Annotated in this window: 20 protein-coding genes; 12 read left to right on the top strand and 8 right to left on the bottom strand. The window is 71.5% G+C overall.

The features are described 5' to 3' along the window. Positions 1 to 131 precede the first annotated feature (131 nt). Both AC0666_RS11080 and AC0666_RS11075 read left to right on the top strand, forming a co-directional pair. The gene (locus AC0666_RS11080; RefSeq protein WP_468579208.1) at positions 132 to 368 is read left to right on the top strand and encodes a hypothetical protein; all 237 of its coding nucleotides are present in this window, start codon (positions 132 to 134) and stop codon (positions 366 to 368) included. 62 nt (positions 369 to 430) lie between these two features. After that, a complete protein-coding gene (locus AC0666_RS11075) occupies positions 431 to 1,693 on the top strand; it encodes a serine hydrolase domain-containing protein (protein ID WP_478707473.1) in 1,263 nt (420 codons plus the stop codon). An 18-nt stretch (positions 1,694 to 1,711) separates the two neighbouring features. Here AC0666_RS11075 and AC0666_RS11070 read toward each other — a convergent pair whose 3' ends face one another. The 4 genes from AC0666_RS11070 to AC0666_RS11055 all read right to left on the bottom strand — a co-directional run bounded on the left by AC0666_RS11070 (position 1,712) and on the right by AC0666_RS11055 (position 8,253). Beyond that, on the bottom strand, positions 1,712 to 3,652 hold the full coding sequence (locus tag AC0666_RS11070) for an nSTAND1 domain-containing NTPase (protein WP_478707472.1): 1,941 nt from the start codon (positions 3,650 to 3,652) through the stop codon (positions 1,712 to 1,714). Beyond that, the gene (locus AC0666_RS11065; protein WP_469155884.1) at positions 3,649 to 4,587 is read right to left on the bottom strand and encodes an SIR2 family NAD-dependent protein deacylase; all 939 of its coding nucleotides are present in this window, start codon (positions 4,585 to 4,587) and stop codon (positions 3,649 to 3,651) included. Before AC0666_RS11065 ends, AC0666_RS11070 begins: the two co-directional genes overlap by 4 nt. Positions 4,588 to 4,648: 61 nt before the next feature. Beyond that, the gene (locus tag AC0666_RS11060) at positions 4,649 to 6,085 is read right to left on the bottom strand and encodes a lipase/acyltransferase domain-containing protein (RefSeq protein WP_478707471.1); all 1,437 of its coding nucleotides are present in this window, start codon (positions 6,083 to 6,085) and stop codon (positions 4,649 to 4,651) included. Positions 6,086 to 6,096: 11 nt separating this feature from the next. Next, positions 6,097 to 8,253, bottom strand: coding sequence for a CHAT domain-containing protein (locus AC0666_RS11055; RefSeq protein ID WP_478707470.1), 2,157 nt, complete (start codon positions 8,251 to 8,253; stop codon positions 6,097 to 6,099). Positions 8,254 to 9,490: 1,237 nt separating this feature from the next. Here AC0666_RS11055 and AC0666_RS11050 point away from each other — a divergent pair. Then, positions 9,491 to 10,879 (top strand): MFS transporter, encoded by a 1,389-nt coding sequence (locus AC0666_RS11050; RefSeq protein ID WP_468963703.1) that lies wholly within the window; start codon positions 9,491 to 9,493, stop codon positions 10,877 to 10,879. Between the two features lie 32 nt (positions 10,880 to 10,911). After that, positions 10,912 to 12,897, top strand: coding sequence for a helix-turn-helix domain-containing protein (locus AC0666_RS11045; protein ID WP_468963702.1), 1,986 nt, complete (start codon positions 10,912 to 10,914; stop codon positions 12,895 to 12,897). Here the strand turns inward: AC0666_RS11045 and AC0666_RS11040 are convergent. Then, positions 12,894 to 13,799, bottom strand: a complete 906-nt coding sequence (locus AC0666_RS11040) for an MBL fold metallo-hydrolase (RefSeq protein ID WP_478707469.1) — start codon at positions 13,797 to 13,799, stop codon at positions 12,894 to 12,896. The two genes, AC0666_RS11045 and AC0666_RS11040, sit on opposite strands and share 4 nt — an antisense overlap. 99 nt (positions 13,800 to 13,898) lie before the next feature. On the opposite strand from AC0666_RS11040, the gene AC0666_RS11035 reads away from it, so the two are divergent. Next, positions 13,899 to 14,852, top strand: a complete 954-nt coding sequence (locus tag AC0666_RS11035; protein WP_478707468.1) for an AraC family transcriptional regulator — start codon at positions 13,899 to 13,901, stop codon at positions 14,850 to 14,852. Positions 14,853 to 14,862: 10 nt separating this feature from the next. Here the strand turns inward: AC0666_RS11035 and AC0666_RS11030 are convergent, their stop codons facing one another. After that, complete coding sequence (locus AC0666_RS11030; RefSeq protein ID WP_468963699.1) at positions 14,863 to 15,525, bottom strand: DUF4360 domain-containing protein; 663 nt, start codon at positions 15,523 to 15,525, stop codon at positions 14,863 to 14,865. Between the two features lie 199 nt (positions 15,526 to 15,724). Here AC0666_RS11030 and AC0666_RS11025 point away from each other — a divergent pair, with 199 nt between their 5' ends. Then, entirely contained in the window at positions 15,725 to 17,674 is a 1,950-nt protein-coding gene (locus AC0666_RS11025) for a galactose oxidase-like domain-containing protein (RefSeq protein WP_478707467.1), read from the top strand. Positions 17,675 to 17,719: 45 nt separating this feature from the next. On the opposite strand, the gene AC0666_RS11020 is transcribed toward AC0666_RS11025, so the two are convergent. Then, entirely contained in the window at positions 17,720 to 18,238 is a 519-nt protein-coding gene (locus AC0666_RS11020) for a MarR family winged helix-turn-helix transcriptional regulator (RefSeq protein ID WP_468963697.1), read from the bottom strand. Between the two features lie 47 nt (positions 18,239 to 18,285). Between AC0666_RS11020 and AC0666_RS11015 the strand changes: the two genes are divergently transcribed. The 4 genes from AC0666_RS11015 (at position 18,286) to AC0666_RS11000 (ending at position 23,193) form a co-directional block, all read left to right on the top strand. Continuing rightward, positions 18,286 to 19,185: an EamA family transporter gene (locus AC0666_RS11015; protein WP_478707466.1), complete on the top strand. Its 900-nt coding sequence runs from the start codon at positions 18,286 to 18,288 to the stop codon at positions 19,183 to 19,185. Positions 19,186 to 19,447: 262 nt separating this feature from the next. Then, the gene (locus AC0666_RS11010; RefSeq protein ID WP_468963695.1) at positions 19,448 to 21,502 is read left to right on the top strand and encodes an RICIN domain-containing protein; all 2,055 of its coding nucleotides are present in this window, start codon (positions 19,448 to 19,450) and stop codon (positions 21,500 to 21,502) included. A 107-nt stretch (positions 21,503 to 21,609) separates the two neighbouring features. Then, positions 21,610 to 22,248, top strand: coding sequence for a hypothetical protein (locus tag AC0666_RS11005; RefSeq protein ID WP_468963694.1), 639 nt, complete (start codon positions 21,610 to 21,612; stop codon positions 22,246 to 22,248). Between the two features lie 63 nt (positions 22,249 to 22,311). After that, on the top strand, positions 22,312 to 23,193 hold the full coding sequence (locus AC0666_RS11000; protein WP_478707465.1) for a pirin family protein: 882 nt from the start codon (positions 22,312 to 22,314) through the stop codon (positions 23,191 to 23,193). On the opposite strand, the gene AC0666_RS10995 is transcribed toward AC0666_RS11000, so the two are convergent. Continuing rightward, a complete protein-coding gene (locus AC0666_RS10995; protein ID WP_478707557.1) occupies positions 23,190 to 23,786 on the bottom strand; it encodes an Ig-like domain-containing protein in 597 nt (198 codons plus the stop codon). The two genes, AC0666_RS11000 and AC0666_RS10995, sit on opposite strands and share 4 nt — an antisense overlap. A gap of 90 nt (positions 23,787 to 23,876) precedes the next feature. Here AC0666_RS10995 and AC0666_RS10990 point away from each other — a divergent pair, with 90 nt between their 5' ends. Both AC0666_RS10990 and AC0666_RS10985 read left to right on the top strand, forming a co-directional pair. Further along, positions 23,877 to 24,242, top strand: coding sequence for a DUF6204 family protein (locus AC0666_RS10990; RefSeq protein ID WP_468963692.1), 366 nt, complete (start codon positions 23,877 to 23,879; stop codon positions 24,240 to 24,242). Positions 24,243 to 24,289: 47 nt separating this feature from the next. After that, a complete protein-coding gene (locus AC0666_RS10985; RefSeq protein WP_478707464.1) occupies positions 24,290 to 24,871 on the top strand; it encodes a GNAT family N-acetyltransferase in 582 nt (193 codons plus the stop codon). The last annotated feature ends 60 nt before the right edge of the window (positions 24,872 to 24,931 follow it).

Genomic DNA, 24,931 nt, shown 5'->3' with positions numbered 1-24,931 from the left:
CCGGACCGGACCGGCATCGGATCCAGCGGCGGCGGCAGGGTCATCAGGGTGATCCGTCCGCACAGATGTGCTGGTGCGCCGGGGCGGGGATCGACTTGCGCGGGAAATCGAACAAGTGGCCTAATCGAGCCATGGCGCGAACAGCTTTCCCCGACGATCTTCTGCTCACCCAGGTCCAGGTCATCCGGACCTACACCGCTCTTGCACAGCCACGCGGCGGCCACACCACCGACCTGCGGCACCAGCTGATCGAGGGCCTGCGTCGGCTCTACGCCCACCCCTACTGGACGGAGCCCGGCCACTCGTACGCCGACCTCGTCGACCTGCGCCGTGCGGCCAGGGACCACGCGTGGGTGGAGGCGGCATGAGTGGCCGATACGACCTAGGCTGGTGATGTCGTCCTGGGTCTTCGTACGACAGGAGGCCGGCCGTGAGACGAACCCGCATCCGGCTGGGCCGGGTCTGCGTCGCCGCCGCCGCAGCAGGTGTGCTCCTCGCACCGACCGCGGCGGGCTCCGCGTACGGGACGGGGTACGGGACGGGCTCGACGCACGGGGCACCCCCCTCGGGGCGGCCCCCCGCCACGGCCCCCTCGCCGGACACCGGCGGCACGGCGTTCCAGGAGCTCACCCCCGCCGTCGCGGCGAAGCTGGACGACGCCGTACGCGAGGTCGTGCGCGAGACTCGGGTGCCGGGTGCGATCGTGGGGCTGTGGGCCCCGGGCAAGGGCAGCTACGTGAAGGCGTTCGGCGTGGCCGACAAGCAGTCCGGCGCGCCCGTGACGACCGACCTCTACATGCGCATCGGCAGTGAGACCAAGACGTTCACGGTCACCGCCCTCCTGCGGCTGGTCGACCAGGGGAAGATGAGCCTGGACGACACGATCGGCACGTACGTCAGCGGCGTTCCGAACGGGGACCGTATCAACCTGCGCCAACTGGCCGGTATGCGCAGCGGCTTGTACAACTACGCCAACGACGACGCCTTCAACAGGCTGCTCGACACCATGCCCGCCAAGCCCTTCACGCCGCGGCAGTTGCTGGACTACTCCTTCAAGCACCCCGTGCAGTTCCAGCCGGGCGCGAAGTTCGAGTACTCCAACACCAACATCATCCTGCTCGGCCTGGCGATGGAGAAGGTCACCGGCCGGCCGTTCCAGGAGATCATCAAGGAGCAGGTCCTGGAGCCGGCCGGCCTGCACCACACGCTCTTCCCGACCGGGACGGAGTTCCCCGAGCCGCACGCACACGGCTACACCGCTCAGACGACGTCCGGCAAGGTCGAGGACTCGACGGGCATGAACCCGTCCTGGGGCTGGGCCGCCGGAGCGATCATCTCCGACCTCCAGGACCTGCGCAGCTGGGCCCGTACCGTCGCCACCGGAACGCTCCTGAAGCCCGCAACCCAGGCCGAGCGGCTGAAGACCACGCCGATAGGCATCCCGGGGGCCGGCTACGGCCTGGGCATCTTCGACGTCAACGGCTGGATCGGGCACGACGGCTCCCTCCCCGGGTACGAGAGCCTGGTCGTGTACCTGCCCGAGGCGCAGGCGACCATGGTCATCCTCCTCAACACCGACGTACTGACCGACGGCAAGGAGCCCAGCGCGTTCTTCGGCCAGGCGGTCACCGAGGTCGTGACCCCCGACCACGTGTACCCCGGCCGCAAGCCCCTCGTACCCAAGAGCAGTTGAGGGCCACGCCGACGTGCGTCAGATCAGCACGACGGCACGGTTGTACGCCACGAGGCCGATCCCCGTGCCCAGGCAGACCAGCACGATCAGCCAGAACATGAAGGGCAGGGCGACCTGGGCAAGGACCGGGGCGAGGACCACCGCCGGGACCACGGCCAGGATGAAGTTGAGCGGCCAGCCAGAAGAACGTTCGAACCAGCCGTAGCCCTGGAGGTACGGTTCGAAGGGGGCGTTCAGCAGGGTGTGCCATGGTCGCCAGCCGGAGTACAGCTGATCGCTGACGCCTTCGGCGAAGTAGACCAGAGCCCAGACGAGCGCGACCCAGCCGAGGGCGAGGACGAGGAAGCCCCGCCCCGGCACCTCGATGTCGGTGACGGCCAGCAAGAAGGCGTGGGCGCCGAACACGAGGGCGACGACGGTGGCGGCACTGAGCAGGACATAGCCCATGACGGCGAGTAGGGCCCGGCGCCAGGACGGGGTCTCGACGGAGTAGGGCTGGCCGAGGGCGCGCCCGGCCTCCAGGCGGAGTTTCCAGTCCTCGGCCTGCCGCAGTTCCTCCAACCGGCTGCGAGCGCTGTGGGAAAGGGTGTCCTCCCTCAGCACTTTCGACTGCATCAGCACTTCACCCAGTTCCCGGACGACCTCGCGCCGCGTCTCCCCGTCCAGGGAGACGAGCCCGGCACTCGCGCGGTCGAGCGACGCCCTGGCCGTCCAGCGCAGCCCCTGGACCGGCTCGGCCAACTGCGCGAGATCCCGCTCCCCCCGGGACCGCTTCCGGTCCCGCCAGTCCAACAGGATGGGGCCCAGCAGGTCGTGGAACAGCTCGTACTTGGTGGTCGTGCCGCACACCACGCGCCGCAGGATGAGGACCCCGCCGACGCAGAGCGCTTCGAGCGTCTCGTGCAACAGGTGACGGAGCCGGAGGCTCTCGAACGGCTGTTCATCGTCGTCCAGGCCGAACATCCTGCGGGCCTGCGGGGTGAAATCTCGGGTCGTCACCAGCCCGGAAAGATCGTCCAGGCCGAGCAGTATCTTGGCTCCGGTCGGTGTGACCAGGTAGCGGATGATCGCGTAGAGAATCTCCAGATGGTCGGACGGCATCGAATCGTCCAGCTTGCCGCGCACATAGGACCGCAGGACTCCGGCCGCCCGGCCTTCCTGTTCATAGGTGGCACGGGTGAGCGTCCGGTCGGGCCGGTCGCTGTCGAGCTCCCACAGGTGCCGGCAGACCACTTGGAAGTAGCCGGGCTCGGCGTAGCCCTTCGTCCCGCTCGGCCCCTCCGTGCCCAGGTCCGCCACCAGCTCTTCGAACAGACCGTCCTCCGCTTCGAAGGGCGGCACCAGGGTGTCGAGCGGACCCCGGAACGCGCGCTGCATGCTGGTACGGCTCATGGGTCCCAGCCGCAGACCGTTCTCGATCAGCGTGGGCACACGGCTCAGCAGTTCGTCGAGTCCGGCCAAGTAGTCCTCGCGGATTCCGACCACCACCCGGGCCCCGCCGCGCGGGTGCGTGCCGAGCACGGCCAACTCCTCCCAGACCGTGTCCAGTCCGTCCGGGTAGCGCAGCGCCTCCTCGAACTGGTCGAGGATCAGCACGGGGCAGCTGCCGGTCTCGGCGCCGTAGCACCGCAACTGGTCACACCACGCTCCCGTGCGCTCCGCGGACCTGAAGTCCTCGGCTACCAACGAGCTCAGCTGCTCCGCCACCGGAGGCCGCCACGTGTCGACGTACACGACGGTGAAGCCCCCGGCTGTGTCGAGGGCCGGACCCAGCCCCGCCTGGAGCAGCGAGGATTTGCCGACGCCGCTCGGCGCGTACACCAGCGTGAGGGGGGTCGAGTAGACCATGTTGTACAGCACCTCGGCCTCGCGCTTCCGGCCGAAGAACAGGTGTCGGTCGTGCTCGGTGAAAGGCCGCAGGCCCACGTAGGGGTTGTCGGCCGTCCCAGGGGGGGTCATGCCGCCGCTCCGATCGCCTCGTGCAGGTTGACAACGAACTCGGCGAGGTCCATGTCGAACAACTCGACGTCCCGCTTGTCCCAGAACCTCTGCTCGACGACGGAGACCGATCTGCGGACTCCCCAGGAACGCGGCACGTCATAGGGTCTGGGCTGGCGCTGGCCGAGCTGGTACAGGATCACGCGCATGTTCCAGTCGGCCATGGAGTACCCGAGGAAGAGGATGCGCCGCTTGTCGAGGATGTGCGTCGCGATGGCGCTGGGCGGCACGGTGTTGTACGTCAGCGAGGCGACGAAGCGAATGTAGTCGCCTTCGGTCACCACCACCGTGTCGACGTCATCGCCGAGTCCTTCGCAGAAGCCGCCGTGCAGTTTGTAGATCAGGGTCGTACCCGCGTAGTCGTCGAGTACCAGGTCCTTGCCCTGCATCGCCCGGAAGCCGGCGCCGCCGCTCTTGCGCACCAGCAGCGTGTGCGTGGTCCAGGGCATCGTGTCCTGGATGACCACGGTGTACCTGCGCCCGGCCAGTTCGAGCGCCTTCTCCAGCTGGCAGTCGTAGTTCGTGGTGATGACCACGAACGGCCGCTCGGCGGGTGGTTCGATGGCTGCCACCAGTCCGGCTGTGGGTGCCGGGGGAAGTCCTTGCTGCTCCTCGTAGAACACGCGGCGGAAGCAGCGGCAGATGTCCCCGTGGCTGGCCACGCATTCCTCGTAGTACTGCGCCACCTGGGTGAGCGGATCGCTGACCTCGCCCGGATAGCCCTCGAAGACGTCGATCAGTCGTTGGGCGAGCATCTGGCCACCGGGCAGCCTTCGAGGCTCGTCCTCGGGCACTCCCGCATAGGAGGCGGCCGCGCCGAGGAAGGGAACGGCACGCCCTGCGACGAGTTCCCTGGCGATCAGTCCGTAGGGGGGTGCATGGCCGACGGTGGTCATCGTGTTGCCTCCTGCCTCCTGCCTCCTGCTTCCTGCCTTCGCACCGGCCCGTGCGCAGATTTCAGCGGTCCATGCCGTCCATGGCGTCCGTGCCGTCCGGGCCGGCAACGAGGAAGACGTCGGACAGCGGTGCGGTGCCCCGGCCGGCGCGGACCAGCAGGTCGTACGTCCCGGCGGGCAGCACGCCGAGGTCGAACCGCCGACGCTCCCGGGGGACCGTGACGGCGCGGTCGACCACCGGCCTTCCGGTCGACCGGTCGGTCACCGAGAGGCGGGCCGGGACCTCGGACAGTTCGCTCCCGCTGAGGGCGCTGGTGGCGCCGATCTCACAGACGACGGGTTCGTCGGTGAGATAGAGGTCGTCACCGAGATGGCTGAACCAGACGGTCATGCCGTCCCGCAGGTCGCCGACGCGTATGTCGTGGAGGGACTGGAGGATGCCCTGCAGGTGGTCGAGCATCGCGGCCTGCTTCTGCAGGCTCCCGTGCTTCTGCGGGACGAACGTGCGGGCGTCTTCGGTGCCGGAGAGAGCGGCGGAGAGCTTGGGCACGGTTCCGTCACCTCCTTCGTCCGAGTCCCCGCGCGTCATCAGGGTCTCGACCTTGTGGTCGGCCAGCCGGGCCGACTGCCTCGTGGGCTGGTCCATGCCGACGATGGGGTGGTAGACCACCGGGTTGGACCCCCAGGCAGGGTCCTGCCGGTTCGCGGTGGCCGCAGCCTCCATCTCCCCCCCGAAGTCGGTGAGATGGCTGCTCCACTGCGGCCGCCAGCCGGGCAGCCCCGCCATCGCCGGGGTGGTGGCCGGGCCGTTCTCCCCGTACACGCACTTGTAGGCCGGAACGAGCTGGTGCAAGCCGGTGAACGAGCGCAGGAGGCGGGTGAGGTCCTGTTCGAAAGGGCCGATCCGCTTGTGGAAGCCGTTGCACAGGAACTCGACGGCATTGAGCGAGCCGTAGAAAGGGGTGGCGAAGGTCACGACGGCCCGGGTGTCCTTCCAGCCGCCCAGTGCCTCGACGAAGTACCGCGCCACCAGCCCGCCCATCGAGTGCCCGATCAGGACGAGTTGGGCGCCGGCGTTGCCGCTCGCCTCGCGCCAGTTCCGCAGCCAGGTGCTGCTCAGTTCTGCGAGCCTGCGTGCGGCCGCCCGGTTGTCGCGCCGCCAGTCGTACGGGAACGGGAAGTAGTTCTGGCCTTCCGCCAGGTCGAACCGCGCCAGCAGGAAGGTCTCGATCTCCGTGTACCCGTCGATCTTCCACAGGCCGGGCAGGGTATGGAGGTCGGGCACCAGCCGCTCCGCGACGACGCCGTCGCCGAGATCGTCCGCGTGCCAGTCGTCCTCCCCGAGTTCGAGCAACTCCACCGAGCGGCCGAGGCTCGCCAGTGCACCCCATGCCGCCGAAGGCGAGGGTGCCCATACGTCCTTGCCGTTCCTGCTCAGTACGCTCCCGGTGATTCCGGGGAGCAGTACGACGATGTCGGCCATCGGGATCCTGGCCATGAGCAGACCTCCTAGCTGCCCCCCGTAGTGCCGGACGAGTCATGGCGGACGAGCACGTCCGAAGCGTCCCCGTAGTGCTGATAGGCGGCCCAGGAACTCCAGCGCTTCGGGTTCGGCGCGATGTCCGGCGGCACCCGTCCCGCGGCCTGCTGCTCGTAGAGCCTCTTGCGCGCCCTGCGGACGGCACCGCCCACCGTCGGCGCCGGCTCGCCGGGGCCGCCCTCGAACACGTACGTGTAGAACTGCTCGGCGAAGGAGATCGCCTGGTCGTCAGGGATCCGCCACGCTGCCCCAACGTAGTGCCCGACACCTAGGCGAAGGAACTCGTCGGCGAGGCTCGGTACCAGCGCGGCCTGCGGGTTCCCCCACGGGCTCCGGTCCGCCACGCCGGACGGTTGGGCCTGCCGTCCGAGACCGGTGGCGCTGCCGAGCAGGGCCGAGTAGCAGGCATTGGCCACCACGATCACGGGCGGCCGTTCGAGCAGTGCAAGCTCCTGAGCGGTCAGCAGACCATCGGCGAACACCCAGCCCGAGCGCCGTCCCGTGCCGGAGAAGTCGAAGTCGCTGTGGCCGCAGTAGTGCACGATGTGATGGCGCCCGGACAGCAGGGCCCGCAGCACGTCCAGACGCCTCGCCGGGTCGACGCCCGGCTCCCGGGAGTTCGCCGCGCCCACGAAGAGACTGACCTCGACCCCCAGGTTCTTCAGCCGGGCGGCGACCGCGAGCGCCTCGCTGCGGGCTTCCTTCAGCTGGAACCCCTTCTCCGGGTCGCCCGGGTCACCGATTACCAGGGCACGCAGCGGCGCGTCGCCCAGCGCCTCGGTCATCACGCGCGCGTAGGGGGTGCGCAGTTGCCGGGACAGCTGGGTCCGGATGGCCAGGGGATCGTGTCTCCCACCGTCGGCATGCTGGATCTCGGCGAGGAACTCCCAAGGCACCGAGGCCGTGTCCCGGTCCAGTTCCAGCAGCACCCTCGCATCATCGGTGAGCAGCCGCTGGAAGTCCGGAGGTACGACGACCCGGGACAGCAGGTCGGGGAGTTCGCGTGCGTCCTCGACGCTGGGTTCCGTCAGCCGGTTGACCAGATCTCGCAGCAGGTCCATGTCCACGGGCACGAGCCGTTCCGGGACGGTGGCCCGCCCGGTCAGCGCCGCCCAGCGCAGTCCGCCGACTCCCGACAGGACGGACATCCGGACCTGTGCGGAGTCGTCCTGCTCCTCCACGGATCCGCCGACCGCCAACGACAGGTCGGTGCGGTCCACCGTGGCCAGGTGGGCCAGCTGCTCGCGAACCTTCCCCTGGATGTCGGGGTCGAAGCCGGCCAGCACGGTGCGCAGGGCTTCCTCCCTGCCCGGGCGGTCCGGCCCCTCCGGCATTCCGTCGCGGATGGGCGTGCTCTCCGGTCCGGTCAGCCTCGCCAGCGCCGCCAGCGCGTACACCGCCGCGGAGGGCGCGGACAACCGCCCGCCGCTCTCTTCGCGCAGCCGGGGGGCGATCCGCAGCTGCGGCAGGCTTTCAGCTGCCGTGATCAGCGCGAGGTGGAGCTGCTCCGCGCGCAGCCGGTCGACCTCCACGATAAGCACCTCGGTGAGCCGGGGCGGTGGCGTCGGGGGGCTCAGCAGAGCCAGGACGCCGGCGAACCCCCTGACGAGGGCGCGGGCCGCCTGGCTCACGGCCAGATTGCCCGTGCCCGAGCCGATGAGCACGGTCGCCATGCTCTCGACATGGCCGAGCGCGACCGCTTCGCCCAGCAGCGAGGCGTACATCTGGAGGGCGCGGCGTTCCGTCAGGGTGCCCATCGGTCCCATGCCGACGACGGCCGCGGACCGCACCGGGCCCGCCTTGCAGGGGAAGTACGTGACCTCCCCCAGCTGGGCGTCGATCCAGCCGAGCTTGGTGTGCTCCTTGATGATCAGGCGAGATCCGCCGGATATGGCCTGGTCCAGTGCCAGTTCCGCGGCGGCGGGCACTACCGACTGGTAGTGCCCGGTGACGTGCAGATCGGCGGCGACCTCCGTGAGATCGCCCCACACCACCGTAATGTTGAGGGTGGAACCACCGGTGCACGGTGCCTCGCCCGGATCCGAAGCGGGAAGCGGTGCGGGAGGGTTGGAGGCCGTCGGTACGTCCTCCAACAGGTCAGCGATGCGCACCGCGGGAGTACTCACCACGCGCCTCCTTCGAGTCGCCCGAGCATCTGGTTGCGGTGCGTGCACCCGTGTCCCCAACAGCAGTATCCCACTGTTTCCGAAGCCGTTCACGGGCTCCCCTCGATGAGCGACCAGCCGAGGAACTCGCACGTGAGCGCGTGCAGCGGCAGGGCGCGGGGCGGCGGCCCTCGGGGCGCGTAGTGGGCACCGGGCCGTCAGGCGCAGTTCACGGTCGCCTGGGCGCTGCCGCCGTTGCTGGAGAAGCCGATCGTGAGCCGGCCGTTCGCCGGCTGCTGCTCGGTCCGCCCGCCCAGCGTGATGACCTGCGAGGCGTCGGCGGCAAGGACCCGCCGGCCTGGCTGACGGTGACCCCCGCGGGCAGCTGACCGATCAACCAGTTCAGGTTGCCGCCCCCGCCGTTGCGGACCGACAGGGTCTTCGGCCACTGGCCGTTAGCGCAGTACTCCTGGACGCTGGTCGGACGCAGCATCAGCACCGGTGCGGCGGCCGGAGCAGGCGGGCTCGACTGCGTCGGCTGCGTCGGCTGCGTCGGCTGCACCGTCCGGACCGGCGAGGGGCTGCTGCCGCTGCGAGCGGGCGGGTTTGCGTCGACGGGCGTGGGTGAATCCACTTCTGTGGGAGGGGTACTCCTGGGAACGGGCGCCTGGCCGTTGCTGTCGGGCGAGGCCGAAGGGGCAGGGGCGCCGGGCGCGCCGGGCGAAGCGGCACCAGTGGGTCGTGGGCCTCGGCGAGCCGGTGGGCTGTAGGTCCACCCTCGGATGGGTGGGCTGACCTTCACAGCTGCATTCTGCACCGCCCTACGCGAGCACGTGAGAAGCCGTACGAACAGGGACACATCGGTTCCCGTTGCGCAGCTTGCGCAGGTCCACGCGGGCCCTTCGCGACGAGAAGGGCCCAGGGGAGAACAAGGCGATGCGCTGGGGCGACTTCCCTGTGTTCCTCAGCATCTGGTCAACGCGATGCCCCAGGGCGTCCGCGCTCCTGAGTCAAGGTGCGGCCCCGGCCGGTGGCATAGACCCCACCGAAGCAGGAGTGAGGCCTGGAGAACTACCAGCTCGGCGAGGGCCGGCACCCTTCGCGGCCGTACCCGCCCCAGGGCCGACGCCGACCGGGTGGTGACGGCGAACACAGGATGCCGCCCGATTGTGATGGGCCGCCACATATCCCGTTGACCTGGGGACTTTTACGTTGTGGCGACACGGAACGTCCCCGAGGTCCCCTGGAAGTGGTGCACATGGTCTCCCCCGCAACGGCTAGAACCACCCCGTCAGGCATTCGGAGGATCGTCGCCGCCAGTCTGATCGGGACCACCATCGAGTGGTACGACTTCTTCCTCTACGGCACCGCCGCGGCGCTGGTGTTCAACAAGCTGTTCTTTCCGACCGGTGATCCGCTGACCGGTACCCTCATCGCCTTCATCACGTACGCCATCGGGTTCCTCGCCCGGCCGTTGGGCGGGGTGGTGTTCGGGCACTTCGGCGACAAGGTCGGGCGCAAGAAACTACTCGTGGTCAGCCTCGTCATGATGGGCGGGGCGACCTTCGCCATGGGACTGCTGCCGACCTACGCCGTCATGGGTGTCGGTGCGCCCGTCCTGCTCACCGTGCTGCGGCTCGTGCAGGGCTTCGCGCTGGGCGGGGAGTGGGGCGGGGCCGTGCTCATCGTGTCCGAGCACGGGGGCGACCGGCACCGCGGGTTCTGGGCCTCGTGGCCGCAGTCGGGGGCTCCCGGCGGGAACCTGCTGGCCACCGGAGTGCTCGCGCTGCTCGCCGCCGTGCAGTCGGACGCCGCGTTCCTGGCGTGGGGCTGGCGGATCCCGTTCCTGCTGTCCGGGGTGCTCGTGGTCGTCGGTCTGTGGATCAGGCTCTCCGTGTCGGAGTCCCCCGTCTTCCTCGCCGCGCAGGCCAAGGCCCGCGCCGAGGCGGCCCGGGGGGTGCGGGAGACGGCGCCCGTCGTGCAGGTGCTGCGCAGGAACCGAGCGCAGGTGCTGACCGCCATGGGGACCCGGTTCGGCGAGAACATCTCGTACTACGTCCTCACCTCCTTCCTCCTCGTCTACGTCACCGCCCACCTGGGCCTGCCCAAAAGCACCGCGCTGAACGCCGTACTGATCGGCTCGGCGGTCCACTTCGTCGCCATCCCGGCCTGGGGCGCGCTGTCGGACCGGATCGGGCGCCGCCCGGTGACGCTGATCGGCTCCGTCGGCATGGCCCTGTGGGCCTTCGGGTTCTTCGCGCTGGTCGACTCGCAGTCGTTCCCCGTCATCACGGCCGCCGTCACCGCCGGTCTGCTGCTGCACGGCGCGATGTACGGACCGCAGGCCGCCTTCATCTCCGAGATGTTCGACACCGAAGTCCGTTACTCAGGTGCCTCGATGGGCTCCCAGCTCGCCTCGATCCTCGCCGGTGCGCCGGCGCCCGTCATCGCCGTCGAGCTGCTGAAGGACTACGACTCCTCCGTCCCCGTGTCCGTGTACCTGTCCGCCGCCGCCCTGGTCACCACCCTGACCGTCGTCCTCGCCCGGGAGACCCGCGGCCGCGACCTGGCCGGTACGGGACCGACCGCCTCCGCGCCCGGCCGTACGGGCCGGCTGCCCGCGGAGACCACCCCGGACCCCGCCTGATCCGGCCGGGCCCGCCACGGGAGAATGGCGCCATGACCTCGGAGCCCGAGAAGGACCCCGTATCCGGGCGGGCGGCGCACGCCCTGCGGGAACTGCTCGAACTGCTGCGCAGCGGCGCGGCCGTCGAGCAGTTCACCCGGCCCGCCGCGCGGGCCCGTACGGCCGGGGCGGGGCCGGCCGAGCAGGCCCTGGTCGAGGAGGCCACGCGGGTGGCGCTGGACATCCGCGGCACGCTCGACCAGCACCGGCGGCGCGAGGCGGAGCTGACGGCCCTGTTCGACACGGCCGGCGACCTCGCGGCGCTGCGGGATCTCGACGCCGTGCTGCGGGCCATCGTGCACCGGGCCCGCATGCTGCTGGGCACGGACGTCGCGTACCTGACCCTCAACGACCCGGCGGCCGGTGACACGTTCATGCGGGTGACCGACGGCTCCGTCTCCGCCGCGTTCCAGCAACTGCGGCTCGGAATGGGTGAGGGGCTCGGCGGGCTGGTCGCGCAGACCGCCCGCCCGTACGCCAGCGCCGACTACCGCGCCGACGACCGCTTCCGGCACACCCCGGCCATCGACCACGGGGTGCGCGAGGAGGGTCTGCGCGGCATCCTCGGGGTCCCCTTGCGGGTGGGCACCCGGGTGATCGGGGTGCTGTACGCCGCCGACCGGGCGGTCCGGGACTTCGCGCCCGACGCGGTCGCCCTGCTGTCCTCCCTCGCCGACCATGCCGCCGTCGCCATCGACAGCGCCCGGCTGCTGGAGGAGACCCGCGCCGCACTCGTCGAGCTGGGCGCGGCCACCGAGACCGCCCGCGCCCAGAGCGAGGCGATGCGGCTCGCCGCCGAGACCCACGACCGGCTGACCCGCCTGGTCCTGCGCGGGGGCGAGGTGGGCGATGTGGCGCGGGAGGTCGCCGCCCTGCTCGGCGGCGCTCTGGCCGTCCACGACGCCGACGGCGCGGAGCTGGCCCGGGTGCCCGCAGACCCGCACTCTCCTTCCGGCCACGACCCGATCGGGCCGCCACCGGCCCGGGGCCTCGCCGCCTCGCGTTCCGACGGGCACGCCGTCCGGGTCGACGGGCTGTGGGTCTGTGCCGTCCTTGCCGGGCCGGAGCCCCTCGGCAGCCTGACCCTCGCCGGCCGCGCCGACCTCAGCGACAGCGAGCGGCGGCTCTTCGAACGGGCCGGGTTGGTGACAGCGTTGCTGCTCCTGCTGCGCCGCTCCATCGCGCAGGCCGAGGACCGGGTGCGCGGTGAACTCCTCGGGGACCTGCTGGCTCCCGAGCAGCCCGGCCGCGCCCGCGACACCGGCAGCCGGCTCCTGCGAGCGCGCAAGCTCGGCGTCGACCTCACCCGCCCGCACGCCCTCGTGGTCATGGACTGCGATCCCGGCCTGCGGTCGCGGCTGGCCACGGAGGCCGCCCGCCGGGCGCACACGCGCAACGGGCTCGCGGGGGTGCACCAGGGCCGCGTCGTGCTCCTCGCCCCCGCCGAGGCGCCCGGCACACTCGCCCGGGCGCTCGCGGCGGAGCTGGGCCGGGCCGTGGGCGGTCCGGTGACCACCGGGTGCGCCGGCCCCGCCGCCGGCCCGGCGGAACTGCCTGGCGCGTACGCCGAGGCCGTGCGCTGCCTCGAAGCCCTGCACGCACTCGGTCACACCGGCTGCGGCGCCGGCCTGCCCGACCTCGGGTTCCTCGGCCTGCTCCTCGGCGACGGTGCGGACATGGGCGCGTACGTCGACACGGTGCTGGGGCCCGTCCTGGAGTACGACGCGCAGCGCGGCACCGAGCTGGTGCGCACCCTGGAGGCGTACTTCGCCCAGGGGACCAGCCTGACCAGGACCAAAGACGCCCTGCACGTGCACGTCAACACCGTGGTGCAGCGCCTGGACCGGATCGGCCGGATCCTGGGTGCGGACTGGAACAGCCCGGCGGGCGCGCTGGAGATCCAGTTGGCGCTACGGGTCCTGCGGGTGGCGGCGGGTCCTGCGGAGGGCGGCCACCCGTCCGGCTCCACCCGGGGCTAGGGGATCCACCGTCCGGCGGTGAATCCGCCCCCGGCGCGCCGGACTTCGACCGCACCGGCTCCGGCGAAGTGCGCCGGGAGCAGCAACTCTCCTTCGTCGCAGGCGCGTTCCAGGATCCTGCGGCGGCTCGCGGCGGCAGCCTCGGCGTCCAGGCAGAAGCAGCTGTTGCAGGAGGGTTCGAGGATCTGTACCGGACTGTGCAGCAGGTCACCGGCGAACACCGCCCGCTCGCTGCCGGACCGCAGCCGCAGGACGGAGGAGCCGGGGGTGTGTCCCGGCGCGGACTCCAGGGTGAGGTGTTCGTCGATGTGGTGGACGCCCTCCCACAGGACGGCCTGTCCGGCCCGGTGGACGGGCGCGATGCTGTCCTCGTAGATCAACCGGTCGTCCTCCCGCAGGCCCTTCCCGTAGCCGTTGTCCGGTCCGAAGTACGCGTCGTCCGCGGCCGGGATGAGGTACTGGGCGTTGGGGAAGGCCGGGGTCCATCCCCCGTCCGCTGCAACGGTGTTCCATCCCACGTGATCGCCGTGGATGTGGGTGTTGACGACGATGTCCACGTCCTGCGGCCGGACCCCGGCCCGGGCCAGGTCGCCGAGGAAGTCGCCCTGGCGCTGGTGGAACTGAGGGGAGCCGGGCCGCTCGCGGCCATTGCCCACTCCCGTGTCGATCAGGACGGTCCGTCCGGCGCTGCGCACGATCCAGGTCTGGAGCGCGAGGACCGCGCGGTCGCTCCCGGGCTCCCAGTGGTCCGGTGCGAGCCAGGCCTCGTTGTCCTTCCACACCTCGGCCCGTGCGTCCGGCACGAGGGTGCGGGCCGGGGCGAACGCGCCCTGCCACTCCACGACCCGGTTGATCTCGACCTCGCCGAGCACGATGCCCTGTCTGCTCTCGTTCGTGTTCATGCCTCGACCCTAGGAGGGGCGGCTGAGCGGCTCAATGCGCGGGAGGATCAAGAAAATACGCAGGAGGCTCATGGGCGATCCCATGGATAGGCTGATGCGATGGATGTCGTGAGCGACGCGATCGCGGCCGTGCGGATCGGCCGGCCCTCTTCCCAGCGGGTGCGGGTCAGCGGAAGCTGGTGCAGGAGGTTCGCGCCCTACGACGGCGCGGGCTTCCACGTGGTGCTGGAGGGCAGTTGCTGGATCCTGCCGGACGGAGGCGGCGCCGCCGACGCGGTCGTGCTGGGTGCGGGTGACGCGGTGCTGCTGCCGCACGGCGCGGGGCACGTGATCGCGGACTCACCCGCCGATGCGGCGACGGTGGAGCGCGCGCTGCCCTTCGATCCGGGGCCCGACCCGACGCGCCCGCAGCAGGCGGGACCGCTCCGGAACCCGGCCCGGGCGGGCGCCGGCGGCGGGGTGGAGCTGCTGTGCGGGAAGTACCGGCTCGACCGCAGCCGCGTCCACCCGCTCATGCGGGAGCTGCCCGAGGTGGTCCATCTGCCGAACCGGGTCGGCTCGCACCCCGAACTCCGCGCGGCCATCGACCTGCTGGGCGGTGAGCTGGGCGAGCAGCGGCCGGGCTCCTGCATGGCGGTGCCCAGCCTGCTGGACCTGCTGCTCGTCTACATGATCCGGTCCTGGATGGCGGAGGGGTCGACCGGGGCCTGGTCCGCGGTGCTGGGCGACCCGGTGGCGGCTGCCGCCCTGCGGGCACTGCATTCGGATCCCGCCGCCCCGTGGACCACCGACCGGCTGGCCGCCGCGGCGGGTGTCTCCCGTCCGACCCTGGCCCGCCGGTTCACCGCCCTGGTGGGGCGCCCGCCGATGGCGTACCTCACGTGGTGGCGGCTGACCTACGCCGCCACCCTGCTGCGTGACACCCCGGACCCGCTGGCCGCCGTCGCACGACGGGTCGGCTACGGGACGCCGTACGCGTTCTCCCACGCGTTCAGCCGGGAGTTCGGCACCACGCCCGGGCGTTATCGCGCCCGGGCGTCGGGGCGCACCTGAACGGCCCGGTTCAGCGGCGGACGGTGCACTTCTTCCAGGAGAAGTGGTAGACGGTGTTGATCGTGCCGTCCGTGGAGTCGACGGCCATGTAGCTGGTCTTCGCGGGGTCCGAGTCGCCCACCTCGGCCCGCAGTTCGGTGTTGATGTTGAAGTTGCGCTGGGCGCCGCAGGGTGCGAAGACCAGGGCCTCCACCCCGGCGGTGTCGGTGACCTGCCAGTTGTCGTCGAGCGCCCCGGTGAACTTGTGGGTCCGGGATGCAGTGGCGCTCATGCCCTGGAAGTAGTAGCTGGCCTTCTGCGTGCCGATCGCGCCCTCCTCCAGTTTGGCGTAGCCGCGGTAGTCGACCTGGGCGACCGCGTAGGTGTAGCCCTGGGGGACGTGCACGTCCAGGGCGAGCTGACAGTTCTTGCGTCCTGCGACCGCGGTGCTGGCGCCGCCGGCCGAGGCCAGGTACTCGCTGTAGGTGACGGTGAAGGCGGTGTTGTCGGGGGCCACGGCGACGGTGGCGGTGCCGGGGCGGCAACCCGACCCGTTCACCGTGGCGACGTCGACGGTGACCCGCTCGGTCGGCGGCGCGGCCGTGGGGGTGGCCGTCGCCCCGGCGGAGGGGGAGAGCGTGAGGAGGCTTCCGGTCACGGCTACGGCCGTCATGGCGGCGCGAAGTGTCTTCATCACCCCGTCATGGAAGCCCTCCGGAGCGTCGGCGGAGCGGTACCGGGTACGCCGTCTCACCCGCTTGGAGGTCCCGGTTCACCGCAGAAACGATTCAGCGCACCGGTCCGGGCCGCCGAATGGCCCCACACCCCCGCCACGTACAAGAATTTTGACCTGATTCTCCTACTATGGGCGTCTCGCTGACGGAGGAGGGCTCATGCCGGGTCGGTACGTACAGCGGTCCGCCGCACTCACCCTGTGCACGGTGGCGGCCCTTCTGGGGGTCTCGGCCCTGCCGCCGCCCGCGCCCGCTTCCGCCCTCGCCCGAAGACCGGCACACCCCCCCACGGACGACGGGAGCGCCCCGACCGTCGGGGCCCTGGTCGCCGGGGCGCCGGCATCCGCGCCGCAGGCCGAGCAGCCCCAGCAGGCCGACCAGGCCGAGCAGGCCGACCAGGCCGCCGAGCCGCAGCCCGACGAAGCCGCCGTGATCGGACAGGAGCACGCCCGCGCCCACGCGCAGCGGCGGCAGGCGGTCAAAGGCTCCGGGGCGTACCCGCAGTCGACCCGGACGGCGAGCCTCGCCGCCCTCGGGGCCTCGCAGCGCAAGGCCAACGCGCGCTTCAGCGCGGCCGCGTACGGCCGCTTCACGGAGTACTTCCCCTCCCCCGACTTCGGGGTCCACGCGGCGCTGCTCCCGACCGGCAAGGTGCTGCTCTTCTCCTTCGAGCGGGTGGAGGTCAATCCCACCAAGGAGACCGGCCCGACCGACCGGATCGGCCGGACCAACGCGGGCCGCGCCTATTTGTGGGACCCGTCCCGGGGCACCGGGCCGCGGGCGTTCAAGAACGTCGAGCCGCCCACCGTCCTGATGCCGGACGGGACGTACGCCCCGCGCCCCGCTCCGTTCTTCTGCGCCGGACACGCGTTCCTGCCGAACGGCATGGTCGGGGTGTTCGGCGGCAACACCGGCGGCAAGGGCGGCAGCGGCGCCAAACTGTCCTTCGTCTTCGACCCCTGGACGGAGACGTGGTTCCGCAACCGCGACATGTCCGTCGGCCGCTGGTACCCGTCGGTGGTGACCGGGGCGGACGGGCGCCAGATCATCATGTCCGGCCAGTCCGAGCGCGGTACGGGCACCCCCACCCCGGTGGTGGAGCGCTTCCCGGCGCGGCGCCATCCCGTCCCCTGGCTCTCGTACGACATCCCGGTGGACCTCGGCGTCGAACGGCTGCGCAGTGACGCGCCGTTCCGCAACGACTATCCCCACCTGTTCTCCCTGCGCGACGGGATGATCTACGGCCTCGGGCGGGACGCCGACCAGCAGTGGCTCTTCGACCCGGTGAAGGAGACCCGGAAGGACCTGCCGCGGCGGCCGGCGGACTTCCGCGGATACGGCTCGGCGGTGCCGCTGCCGGCCGGCTTCCGCGGCCCCGACTCCGTCCTGGTCCTCGGCGGTGACCCGCGCGACCCCCACACGTACCGGCTGTCGGGGGGCCGCTGGACCACCGAGTCGCCGCGGGCCTTCGGCCGCACGCAGGACGACACGCTGATCCTGCCGGACGCCACCCTGCTGACCGTCAACGGCGCCCTGGACACGAGGGATTACGGGTTTGGCCCGTTCAATCCGCGGGCCGACCTCAAGTACCGGCAGATCGAACTGCGGGACACGAAGGGCCGCTGGCGGCTCGGGCCGGCCCAGCGGCTGCCGCGCGGCTACCACTCCAACGCCCTGGTACTCCCGGACGGCCGGATCATGATCACCGGCGACGAGCTGCAGCAGATCGCCAACGACCCCGACATCAACGACGGGATGGACGGCAGCATCGAGCTGTACGAGCCCGCGTACCTCCACCGGGGCGGCCGGCCCGCGCTCGACCGGGCGCCGACGGGCACCCTCGGCTACGGCACGGGCTTCGAGGTCACCAGTTCGACGGCGGCGCGGGTCAAGCGGGCCGTGCTGCTGGCGCCCACCACCGTCACCCATGCCGTGAACACCAGTCAGCGCCATCTGGAGCTCCCGATCACGGCGGTGCGCGGCAAGGCCGTCGGGCTGCGGACCCCGCCGAGCGCGGCCGACGCCCCGCCCGGCCACTACATGTTGTTCCTGCTCGACGGGAAGGGGATCCCGAGCACGGCCAAGTGGGTCAAGCTGGGCCCGCGTTGACCCGGCCCGTGTTGACCCGGGCTCCCGCCGCGGCTCCGGCTCCGCTCACGGGCCGGGGGGCGGGGGCTCCATCCGGGCCAGCCAGGCAGTGAGGAGGGATTCCAGCCTGGCTGTGTCCTGGGGGGACATCCCTGCGAGCAGGCTCCGCTCGTTCTCCATGTGCTCGGCGAAGGCCCGGTCGATCAGCTCCCGGCCCGCCGGGGTGAGGGCGACCACGCGTCCCCGGCCGTCTTCGGCCGAGCGGCGGCGGGTGACCAGGCCGTCGCGTTCGAGCCGGTCGATCCGCTTGGTCATCGCCCCGGTCGTCACCATCGTGTGCGCCGCGAGTTCGCCCGGGGCCCGTTCGAAGGGCTCGCCCGCACGGCGCAGGGTGGCCAGTACGTCGAACTCCCCCTCGCTCAGCCCGTAGCGGCGGTAGACGAGGCAGAGACGCTCCGTCAGCAGCAGGCCGAGGCGGTGCAGCCGCCCGATCACGCCCTGGGGGCTCACGTCGAGGTCGGGACGCTCGCGGGCCCACTCGGCCTGGATCCGGGCGACGTGGTCGGCGGGTGGCTGTTCCTTCACGGTCCCATCCTAGTCCCATATCTTCCTTGGAAGCTATTATATCTTCCATGGAAGCTAATCTTCGATGGTCGCTGGTCACCGCGGTGGCGCCGGTGGCCTGGGGTACGAATTACTTCGTCACGCGCGAGTTCCTGCCCCCGGGCCAGCCGCTGTACGGGGCGGTCCTGCGGGCCCTGCCCGCGGGCCTGCTGCTCCTGGCCGTCCGGCCCGCCCTGCCGCGCGGCGCCTGGTGGTGGAGGTCCCTGCTGCTGGGCGTCATCAACATGGGCGGGTTCTTCGCGCTGGTGTACGTGGCCGCGCAGCGCCTGCCGACCAGCGCGGCCTCGACCGTCATGGCCACGGCGCCCCTGGTGATGATGCTGATCGCCTGGGCGGTCGTGGCCGAGCGGCCGATGCCGCGCCAGCTGGCCGGGGCGGGCATCGGGGTGGCGGGCGTCGGCCTGATGCTGCTCTCGGGACGCGTGGCCGTCGACGCGCTCGGCGTGCTGACGTCCGTGGCCGCCATGGCGATGTCCTCCCTCGGCTACATCCTCGCCAAGCGCTGGAACGCGGAAGTCGACGCGGAGGTCGACGTCCTCGCGTCGACCGCATGGCAACTGCTCGGGGGCGGCCTGGTGCTGCTGCCGTTCGCCGTCGCCGCAGAGGGGACGCCCGCGGCGGTCGACGGTCCGGCGCTGCTCGGATTCGGCTACGTGGGCGTCGTGGCGACCGCCCTCGCCTTCGCCGCCTGGTTCTCCGGGCTGCGCCGACTGCCGGCCGCGACGGTCGGCCTGCTCGGACTCCTCAACCCGGTGACGGGCGTGCTGCTGGGCACCGCGCTCGCCGGGGAGGTGCTCACCGCACGGCAGTTCTGCGGGCTCCTGCTGACACTGACGGGCATCCTCGTCGGCCGGAGGGGACGATTCCTCACGGCTCGTGACGATGGGAATTCAGCAGGTAGTAATTAGGTGAATCCCTGACTGAATTACCGTCAACAAGGCGGTACCAGTTATTTCGATTTGGTAACGAGATCGCCTAAAAGGCCTGGACCATTAAGCCACTACGCGCGTAACTGGCCCTAAGGCAAAGCGAATTGACTGTTCATCAAATCAAACCCGAAGGTAACAGTCAGATATCTCAAGGGTCATTCCCGTTTGTCCGAATTCTCCACCGCGCTCATCTGGCAGGCTTCCGCGCACCCACTCCTCCGACCAAGGATTTGAGGTGCGCATGACCAGACACCGCAGGATGAAGCGCGAACACCGGCGCAAGCCCAGACGGTTGATACTTCTCACCGCCGCCATGGCCACGGCGGCGGTGATCGCGGGAGGCCTCGCCTACTCCGGCCTGGGAGAGGACGCCCAGGCAGGGACCCCCGCACAGGCCGAAGCGGCCGCGGACACCCTCGTACCGGCCGCCGCACCGGCCCGGGACCAGGAGCCTGCCCCCATCGTGGGAGAGCCCGCCAACGACAGCGCGCGCGGCATGGTCTTCGACGGCCTCAAGGCCGCCCCGAAGGGCGACCGTTGCATCGGCGTCTACCGCACGGAGGCCGGCCTCTGCACCCACGGCCCCGACGCCCCGCCGAAGGGCGTCGACATCAAGGCGGACATCGCCCCGGCCGTCAAGACGACGGCGCCGGCGGCCGACCCGGCGAAGCCCGATGACCAGGCCGCGGCCGAAGGCAGCGGGCGTCCTCAGGACGCGCCCGCCGCCGACGCCCGGTCCGCCAAGTCCGCTCCCGCCGCCGCCCCGGCGCCCGCCCAGTCGTCCGGCGGCCAGACCGTCGCCGCCGGGCCCGCGGGCCAGACCGTCCAGTGCGACGGCGACGGCAGCACCGGCAACCGCGTGCAGGTCGTGTACGTCCACGGCCCCGACCGCGACCGGTACTCCGAGTACCTCGCCTCGTTCCGCAAGTGGGCGGCCGACGCCGACCTCATCTACTCGGCGAGCGCCAAGGAGACCGGCGGCGTCCGCCACATCCGCTACGTGACGGCCGCGGATTGCACGCCGACCGTGCTCAACATCGAGCTCCCGGCCTCCGCACTGTCGGAGTTCAGCGCGACGAACAACGCGCTCGCGGGCAAGGGACTCGACCGCCGCGACCGCAAGTACATGATCTTCGCTGACACCCAGGTCTACTGCGGCATCGGCACCTTCGCCGGTGACGAGCGGCCCGGCCAGAACAACCAGAGCAACTTCGGCCCCTCCTACGGGCGTACCGACTCGGGTTGCTGGGGCGGCCACACGGCGGCGCACGAACTCGGCCACAACCTGGGCGCGGTCAACAACAGCGCACCCAACACCAGCCGCGGCGCGCACTGCACGGACGAGTACGACGTCATGTGCTACTCGGACACCCCGTACTACCCGCAGATGCGCTACGTGTGCAGCAACCAGGCCGCCGAGAACATCCTGGACTGCAACCACGACGACTACTTCCACACCAGCCCCAAGGCGGGCAGCTACCTGGCCACGCACTGGAACATCGCCGACAACCAGTTCCTGATGCGGACGAACGGCGGTGACGGGACGAACCCCGACCCGAACCCCAAGCCCACGCCGAAGCCGACCCCGTCGCCCACCAAGCAGCCCACGGGCGGCCCGGCGGTCAAGGCCGCCCAGATCCAGGCCACCTCCGTCGTGGTGAGCTGGCCCAAGGTCGACGGCGCCGCGTGGTACCAGGTCCTGCTGAACGGGAAGCACCTGACCTGGGTCCAGTCGCAGGCGCTGCGCATCTACAACCTCCAGCCCGGTACCGAGTACAAGGTCGCCGTGTCGGTCCGCGACACCGCCGGCCGTGACAGCGGCCCCGGCAAGGCCACCTCGTTCCGTACGACGGCCGCAGGAGGCGGTACCACCACGCCCGGCACCCGTTACACCCTCGGCAACGGCAGCACCGGCATGGCAGCCGAGCTGTGGGGCGGCCGTTCCGCCGACGGCACGGTGCTCGTCGGAGCGCGGGCCAACGGCTACGCCCAGCAGCAGTGGCTGTTCGACGACGCGGGGAACGGGCTCGTCCGCATCCGGTCCGCCGTCTCGGGCAAGTGCCTGCAGACCGGCGGAGCCCCGGCCGCGGGCATGTGGATCGCCCAGCAGCCGTGCGGCAGCAACGGCGCCCAGCAGTGGAAGGTGTCGTCCCGCGGTGGCGCGTTCACCGTCACCGACCCGAGCGGCGGCTTCGCCCTGACCGTGAGCAACCGCCCGTACTACGGGGACTGGCTGCTCGACCTGCAGCGCGCCGACGGCCGGCCGACGCAGGCGTGGACGGTCCAGAAGGTCTGATCCGCCGCCGGCGGGCGGCCGCCCCGCGCGGCCGCCCGCCGGCGCTCCCCCAGCCCCCCACGCACGTACGTTTCCACCGCATCCCACGCACCAGGAGCACCGCACCGATGCGCACACGACACGTTTTCTCCGCCCTGACCGGGCTCGGGTTCCTGTTCCTGTTCCTCGTCCGGGCACTGGCCGTGCCCACCCCCGCCCAGGCCCACGGCGACACCGTCAAGGTCGTCGTGACGGGGCAGCGGGAGGGCCGTGTCACCACCGAGATCACCTGGGAGAACGACGGCGACGCCATCGAGGAGGCGGTCGCCGCCACCGTGAACGCGTCCAGCATCGACGGCTCCCGGTCGATGGGCCCTTGGCGGCTGGTCCGCGATGCGGGCACCCGTACGGGCTGGAGCACCGCCGAGGCGCTCCCGCCCGGCACCTGGAAGGTCACCGTCGACGTGGGCTTCCCCTCCCTCGGGCACGGTGAGCGCGAGGTGGCCGTACCGGTGACCGATCCGGTTCCGTCCGCCGCGCCGTCCACGGCTCCGTCCTCGCCGCCCGCGCCGACGGCCTCGGCGGCCTCGCCCGCGGCGCCGTCCGCGGCTCAGCCGCAGATCCCCGCGCCGTCCGCCTCACCGGCGGACGGCAAGGGCGGGCAGGACCGTACGGTGTGGTGGACGACCGCCGGGGTGGCGGTGATCGCCCTCGCGGGCGCCGCGGCCGGTGTACTGCTGCGCCGGGCCCGGGCCCGCAGGCGCTGACGGACCTGACAACCAAACGGGCGTGCGTTGACAGCGGAATCCGCCGTGCCGTTCATTCGGTGCATGGACATCACCACCGCCGCCGCCGTGCGATCCACCCTCCGCGTCGTCCGTCCCTTCCACACGTACGAGGGTGAGGGCTTCCCGGTCCGCCGCCCCTTCCCGCAGCCGGAACTGCCCCTGGTCGACCCGTTCCTGATGGTCGACCAGGTCGGCCCGCACGTCCTCGGCCCGGGCGAGGCCAAGGGTGCGCCGCCGCATCCGCACCGCGGGTTCGAGACCATCCAGTACGTCATCGAGGGCGCCATGGAGGACATCGACTCCGAGGGCCACAAGCGCGTCATGGACGCCGGTGAGGTCCAGTGGCTCACCGCCGGTTCGGGTCTGGTCCACCTCGCCCGCCCGACCCCCGAACTGCTCGCCGAGGGCGGACCGCAGCACCTGCTGCAGATCTGGGTCAACCTGCCGGCCCGCCTCAAGGCGACCCCGCCGCGGGTCCAGTACGGCGGCCCGGCCGACATTCCGACCGTCACCACGGAGGACGGCGGCGCCCGGCTCACCGTGATCACCGGCAGCACCCACGGTGTGCGCGGCCCCTTCGAGACCCACACCCCGGTCCTCGTGGTGCACGCCCGCCTCGCGGCGGGCGGCCGCGCCGAGTTCACCGTACCGACCGGGCACAACGCCATGGTGTACGTGCTGTCCGGCACTGCGGCCACCCCCGACGCACAGCTCCCCGACGGCCACCTCGCGATCCTCGGCCGCGATGCGGAGCGCTTCACGGTCGAGGCCCCGGAGGCCGCCGCCGAGGTGCTGGTGCTGGCCGGTGAGCCGATCGGCGAACCCGTCGCCCGCAGCGGTCCCTTCGTCATGAACACCGCTGCCGAGATCCGCCAGGCCCAGCTGGACTACCAGCGGGGCCTGATGGGCCACATCGACCTCTAGCGGTCGGCGTTCGGCTCCCCCGGTCCCCGGACCGTGTGGGCCGCGCAGGGAGTTGCGGCGTCGCCCCAGCCGAACAGAACGGGACCGCTCGTACGGGACAGGGTCACCGGTCCGGTGAGCCGCGACCCGCAGACGGTGACGGCCAGGGCGCCGTCGGAACGGAGCGGACCGTCGATCTCGGCGTCCGTCACGGCCAGCGCCCCGCCCGGCCGTACCGTGACCGGTCCGGTCTGCCGGCCGCCGGGGCCGATGCACAGCGACTGTCCGCCGGCGACGGTCAGCGGGCCGTGGTGCGCGGTGGTGAGGCACGGCTCGGTGAATCCGACGGTGAGACCGGTGGACTCCGTCGTGGCGGCGGGAACGAACACCGGGTCTCCGTCGTGGGTGGCGGTGACGGGGTGGCCGCCCGGCTGGAAGGCGCTCGTGGTGAAGGTGGCCCGGCCGCCGTCCAGCGGAACGGTGGCCAGCTGCCGCGTGCCGTCCGTGAAGGTGACGGCTCCGGTCGGGGTGCCCGCCGCGGGATTCGCCGGGGCGACCACCGCCGTCACCGTGACGGCGGGGCCGAACAGCGGGGTGGTCGTGTCCGCGGCCAGTCTTCACTGGCAGATGCGGGATGCTGCGAAGCTCAGTCGGCCGCGGAAAAACCCGGTGCGCGCCGGTTTCGCCCGATCTACGCTGCCGGGATGAGTACCCGTACCTTCCGGATCACCGTCCGCGGCTCCTTCGGCGCCCTGACCGAAGCCCAGCGCGCCGAGCTCGCCGCCGCCGCGCCGCAGCACGACATGCTCCACGCCACGTTCACCGCCGAGGGCCACCTCACGTACGACGCGGACCTGACGGCCCGGCCGTTCTTCGCCTTCCGCTTCCTCGACTCGGGCGAGGCCGAGGAGGACATCCTCGACGCGACGGTGCGCGCCGAACTCGCGGCGGAGAGCTGGCTGACCGAGCGCGGCTACGCCTTCAAGGGCCTCAAGTCCCAGGCCCAGGACCTCTCCCTGGCCCCGCTGAGCAAGCGCCAGCGCAAGGCGGCGGCCCGCAGCGGGGACTGAGGCCCGGCGGCCTGGACGTCGCACCCGGCACCATGATCGAATGTTGTATGACTTCGTTCTGGACGGGCCGGCGGATACGCCTGCGGGGTGTGGAGCCCGACGACTGGGCCGCGTTCATGCGCCTCGCCGCCGACGAGGAGCGGTACGGGGATCTGCTCCACCCGCCCCGCTCCGCCGAGCGCTACCGCGAGTGGGCGAAGCAGCAGGCTTCCGCCGCATCCGACGGCGACTGCTTCCAGTTGGCGATCGAAGCGGCCGACACGGGCGAGGTGGTCGGCTCTGTCGGCTCGCACCACGCGGATCCGCGCGCAGGCCGCTTCGAGTACGGCGTCACGATCGGCGCCGACCACCGGCGCAAGGGCTATGCGGCCGAGGCCGTGGTGGTCCTGCTGCGCTACATGTTCGCCGAGCGGCGCTTCCACAAGTGCGAAGCGCGGATCTTCGCGCACAACGAGGCGTCATTGGCGCTCCACCGACGGCTCGGCTTCGTCGAGGAGGCCAGGCTGCGCGACCACGTCTTCCTCGCCGGTCGGCACCACGACCTCGTCATCGTGGGCCTGCTCGCGCAGGAGTTCCACCTGCGGCACTCGGTGCACGAGGGCGGGGTGCCGACCCCCGGGAGCCGGTAGTCGTGCACCTCGGCCACGTCGACGGGGCCGGCACCCTGGAAGGGTGCCGGCCCCGCGAGA

This window comes from Streptomyces sp. NPDC043680 (assembly GCF_056436685.1).
The sequence above is the reverse complement of the archived record's forward strand: the minus strand, read 5'-3'. Positions and strand labels throughout refer to the sequence as shown.

What these genes read in the sequence shown, in the direction of transcription:
- AC0666_RS11080 (WP_468579208.1), top strand. Translation starts at nt 132, where the DNA reads ATGGCGCGAACAGCTTTCCCCGACGATCTTCTGCTCACCCAGGTCCAG.
- AC0666_RS11070 (WP_478707472.1), bottom strand. Translation starts at nt 3,652, where the DNA reads ATGACCCCCCCTGGGACGGCCGACAACCCCTACGTGGGCCTGCGGCCT.
- AC0666_RS11065 (WP_469155884.1), bottom strand. Translation starts at nt 4,587, where the DNA reads ATGACCACCGTCGGCCATGCACCCCCCTACGGACTGATCGCCAGGGAA.
- AC0666_RS11060 (WP_478707471.1), bottom strand. Translation starts at nt 6,085, where the DNA reads ATGGCCAGGATCCCGATGGCCGACATCGTCGTACTGCTCCCCGGAATC.
- AC0666_RS11050 (WP_468963703.1), top strand. Translation starts at nt 9,491, where the DNA reads ATGGTCTCCCCCGCAACGGCTAGAACCACCCCGTCAGGCATTCGGAGG.
- AC0666_RS11045 (WP_468963702.1), top strand. Translation starts at nt 10,912, where the DNA reads ATGACCTCGGAGCCCGAGAAGGACCCCGTATCCGGGCGGGCGGCGCAC.
- AC0666_RS11040 (WP_478707469.1), bottom strand. Translation starts at nt 13,799, where the DNA reads ATGAACACGAACGAGAGCAGACAGGGCATCGTGCTCGGCGAGGTCGAG.
- AC0666_RS11035 (WP_478707468.1), top strand. Translation starts at nt 13,899, where the DNA reads ATGGATGTCGTGAGCGACGCGATCGCGGCCGTGCGGATCGGCCGGCCC.
- AC0666_RS11030 (WP_468963699.1), bottom strand. Translation starts at nt 15,525, where the DNA reads ATGAAGACACTTCGCGCCGCCATGACGGCCGTAGCCGTGACCGGAAGC.
- AC0666_RS11025 (WP_478707467.1), top strand. Translation starts at nt 15,725, where the DNA reads ATGCCGGGTCGGTACGTACAGCGGTCCGCCGCACTCACCCTGTGCACG.
- AC0666_RS11015 (WP_478707466.1), top strand. Translation starts at nt 18,286, where the DNA reads ATGGAAGCTAATCTTCGATGGTCGCTGGTCACCGCGGTGGCGCCGGTG.
- AC0666_RS11010 (WP_468963695.1), top strand. Translation starts at nt 19,448, where the DNA reads ATGACCAGACACCGCAGGATGAAGCGCGAACACCGGCGCAAGCCCAGA.
- AC0666_RS11005 (WP_468963694.1), top strand. Translation starts at nt 21,610, where the DNA reads ATGCGCACACGACACGTTTTCTCCGCCCTGACCGGGCTCGGGTTCCTG.
- AC0666_RS11000 (WP_478707465.1), top strand. Translation starts at nt 22,312, where the DNA reads ATGGACATCACCACCGCCGCCGCCGTGCGATCCACCCTCCGCGTCGTC.
- AC0666_RS10990 (WP_468963692.1), top strand. Translation starts at nt 23,877, where the DNA reads ATGAGTACCCGTACCTTCCGGATCACCGTCCGCGGCTCCTTCGGCGCC.
- AC0666_RS10985 (WP_478707464.1), top strand. Translation starts at nt 24,290, where the DNA reads ATGACTTCGTTCTGGACGGGCCGGCGGATACGCCTGCGGGGTGTGGAG.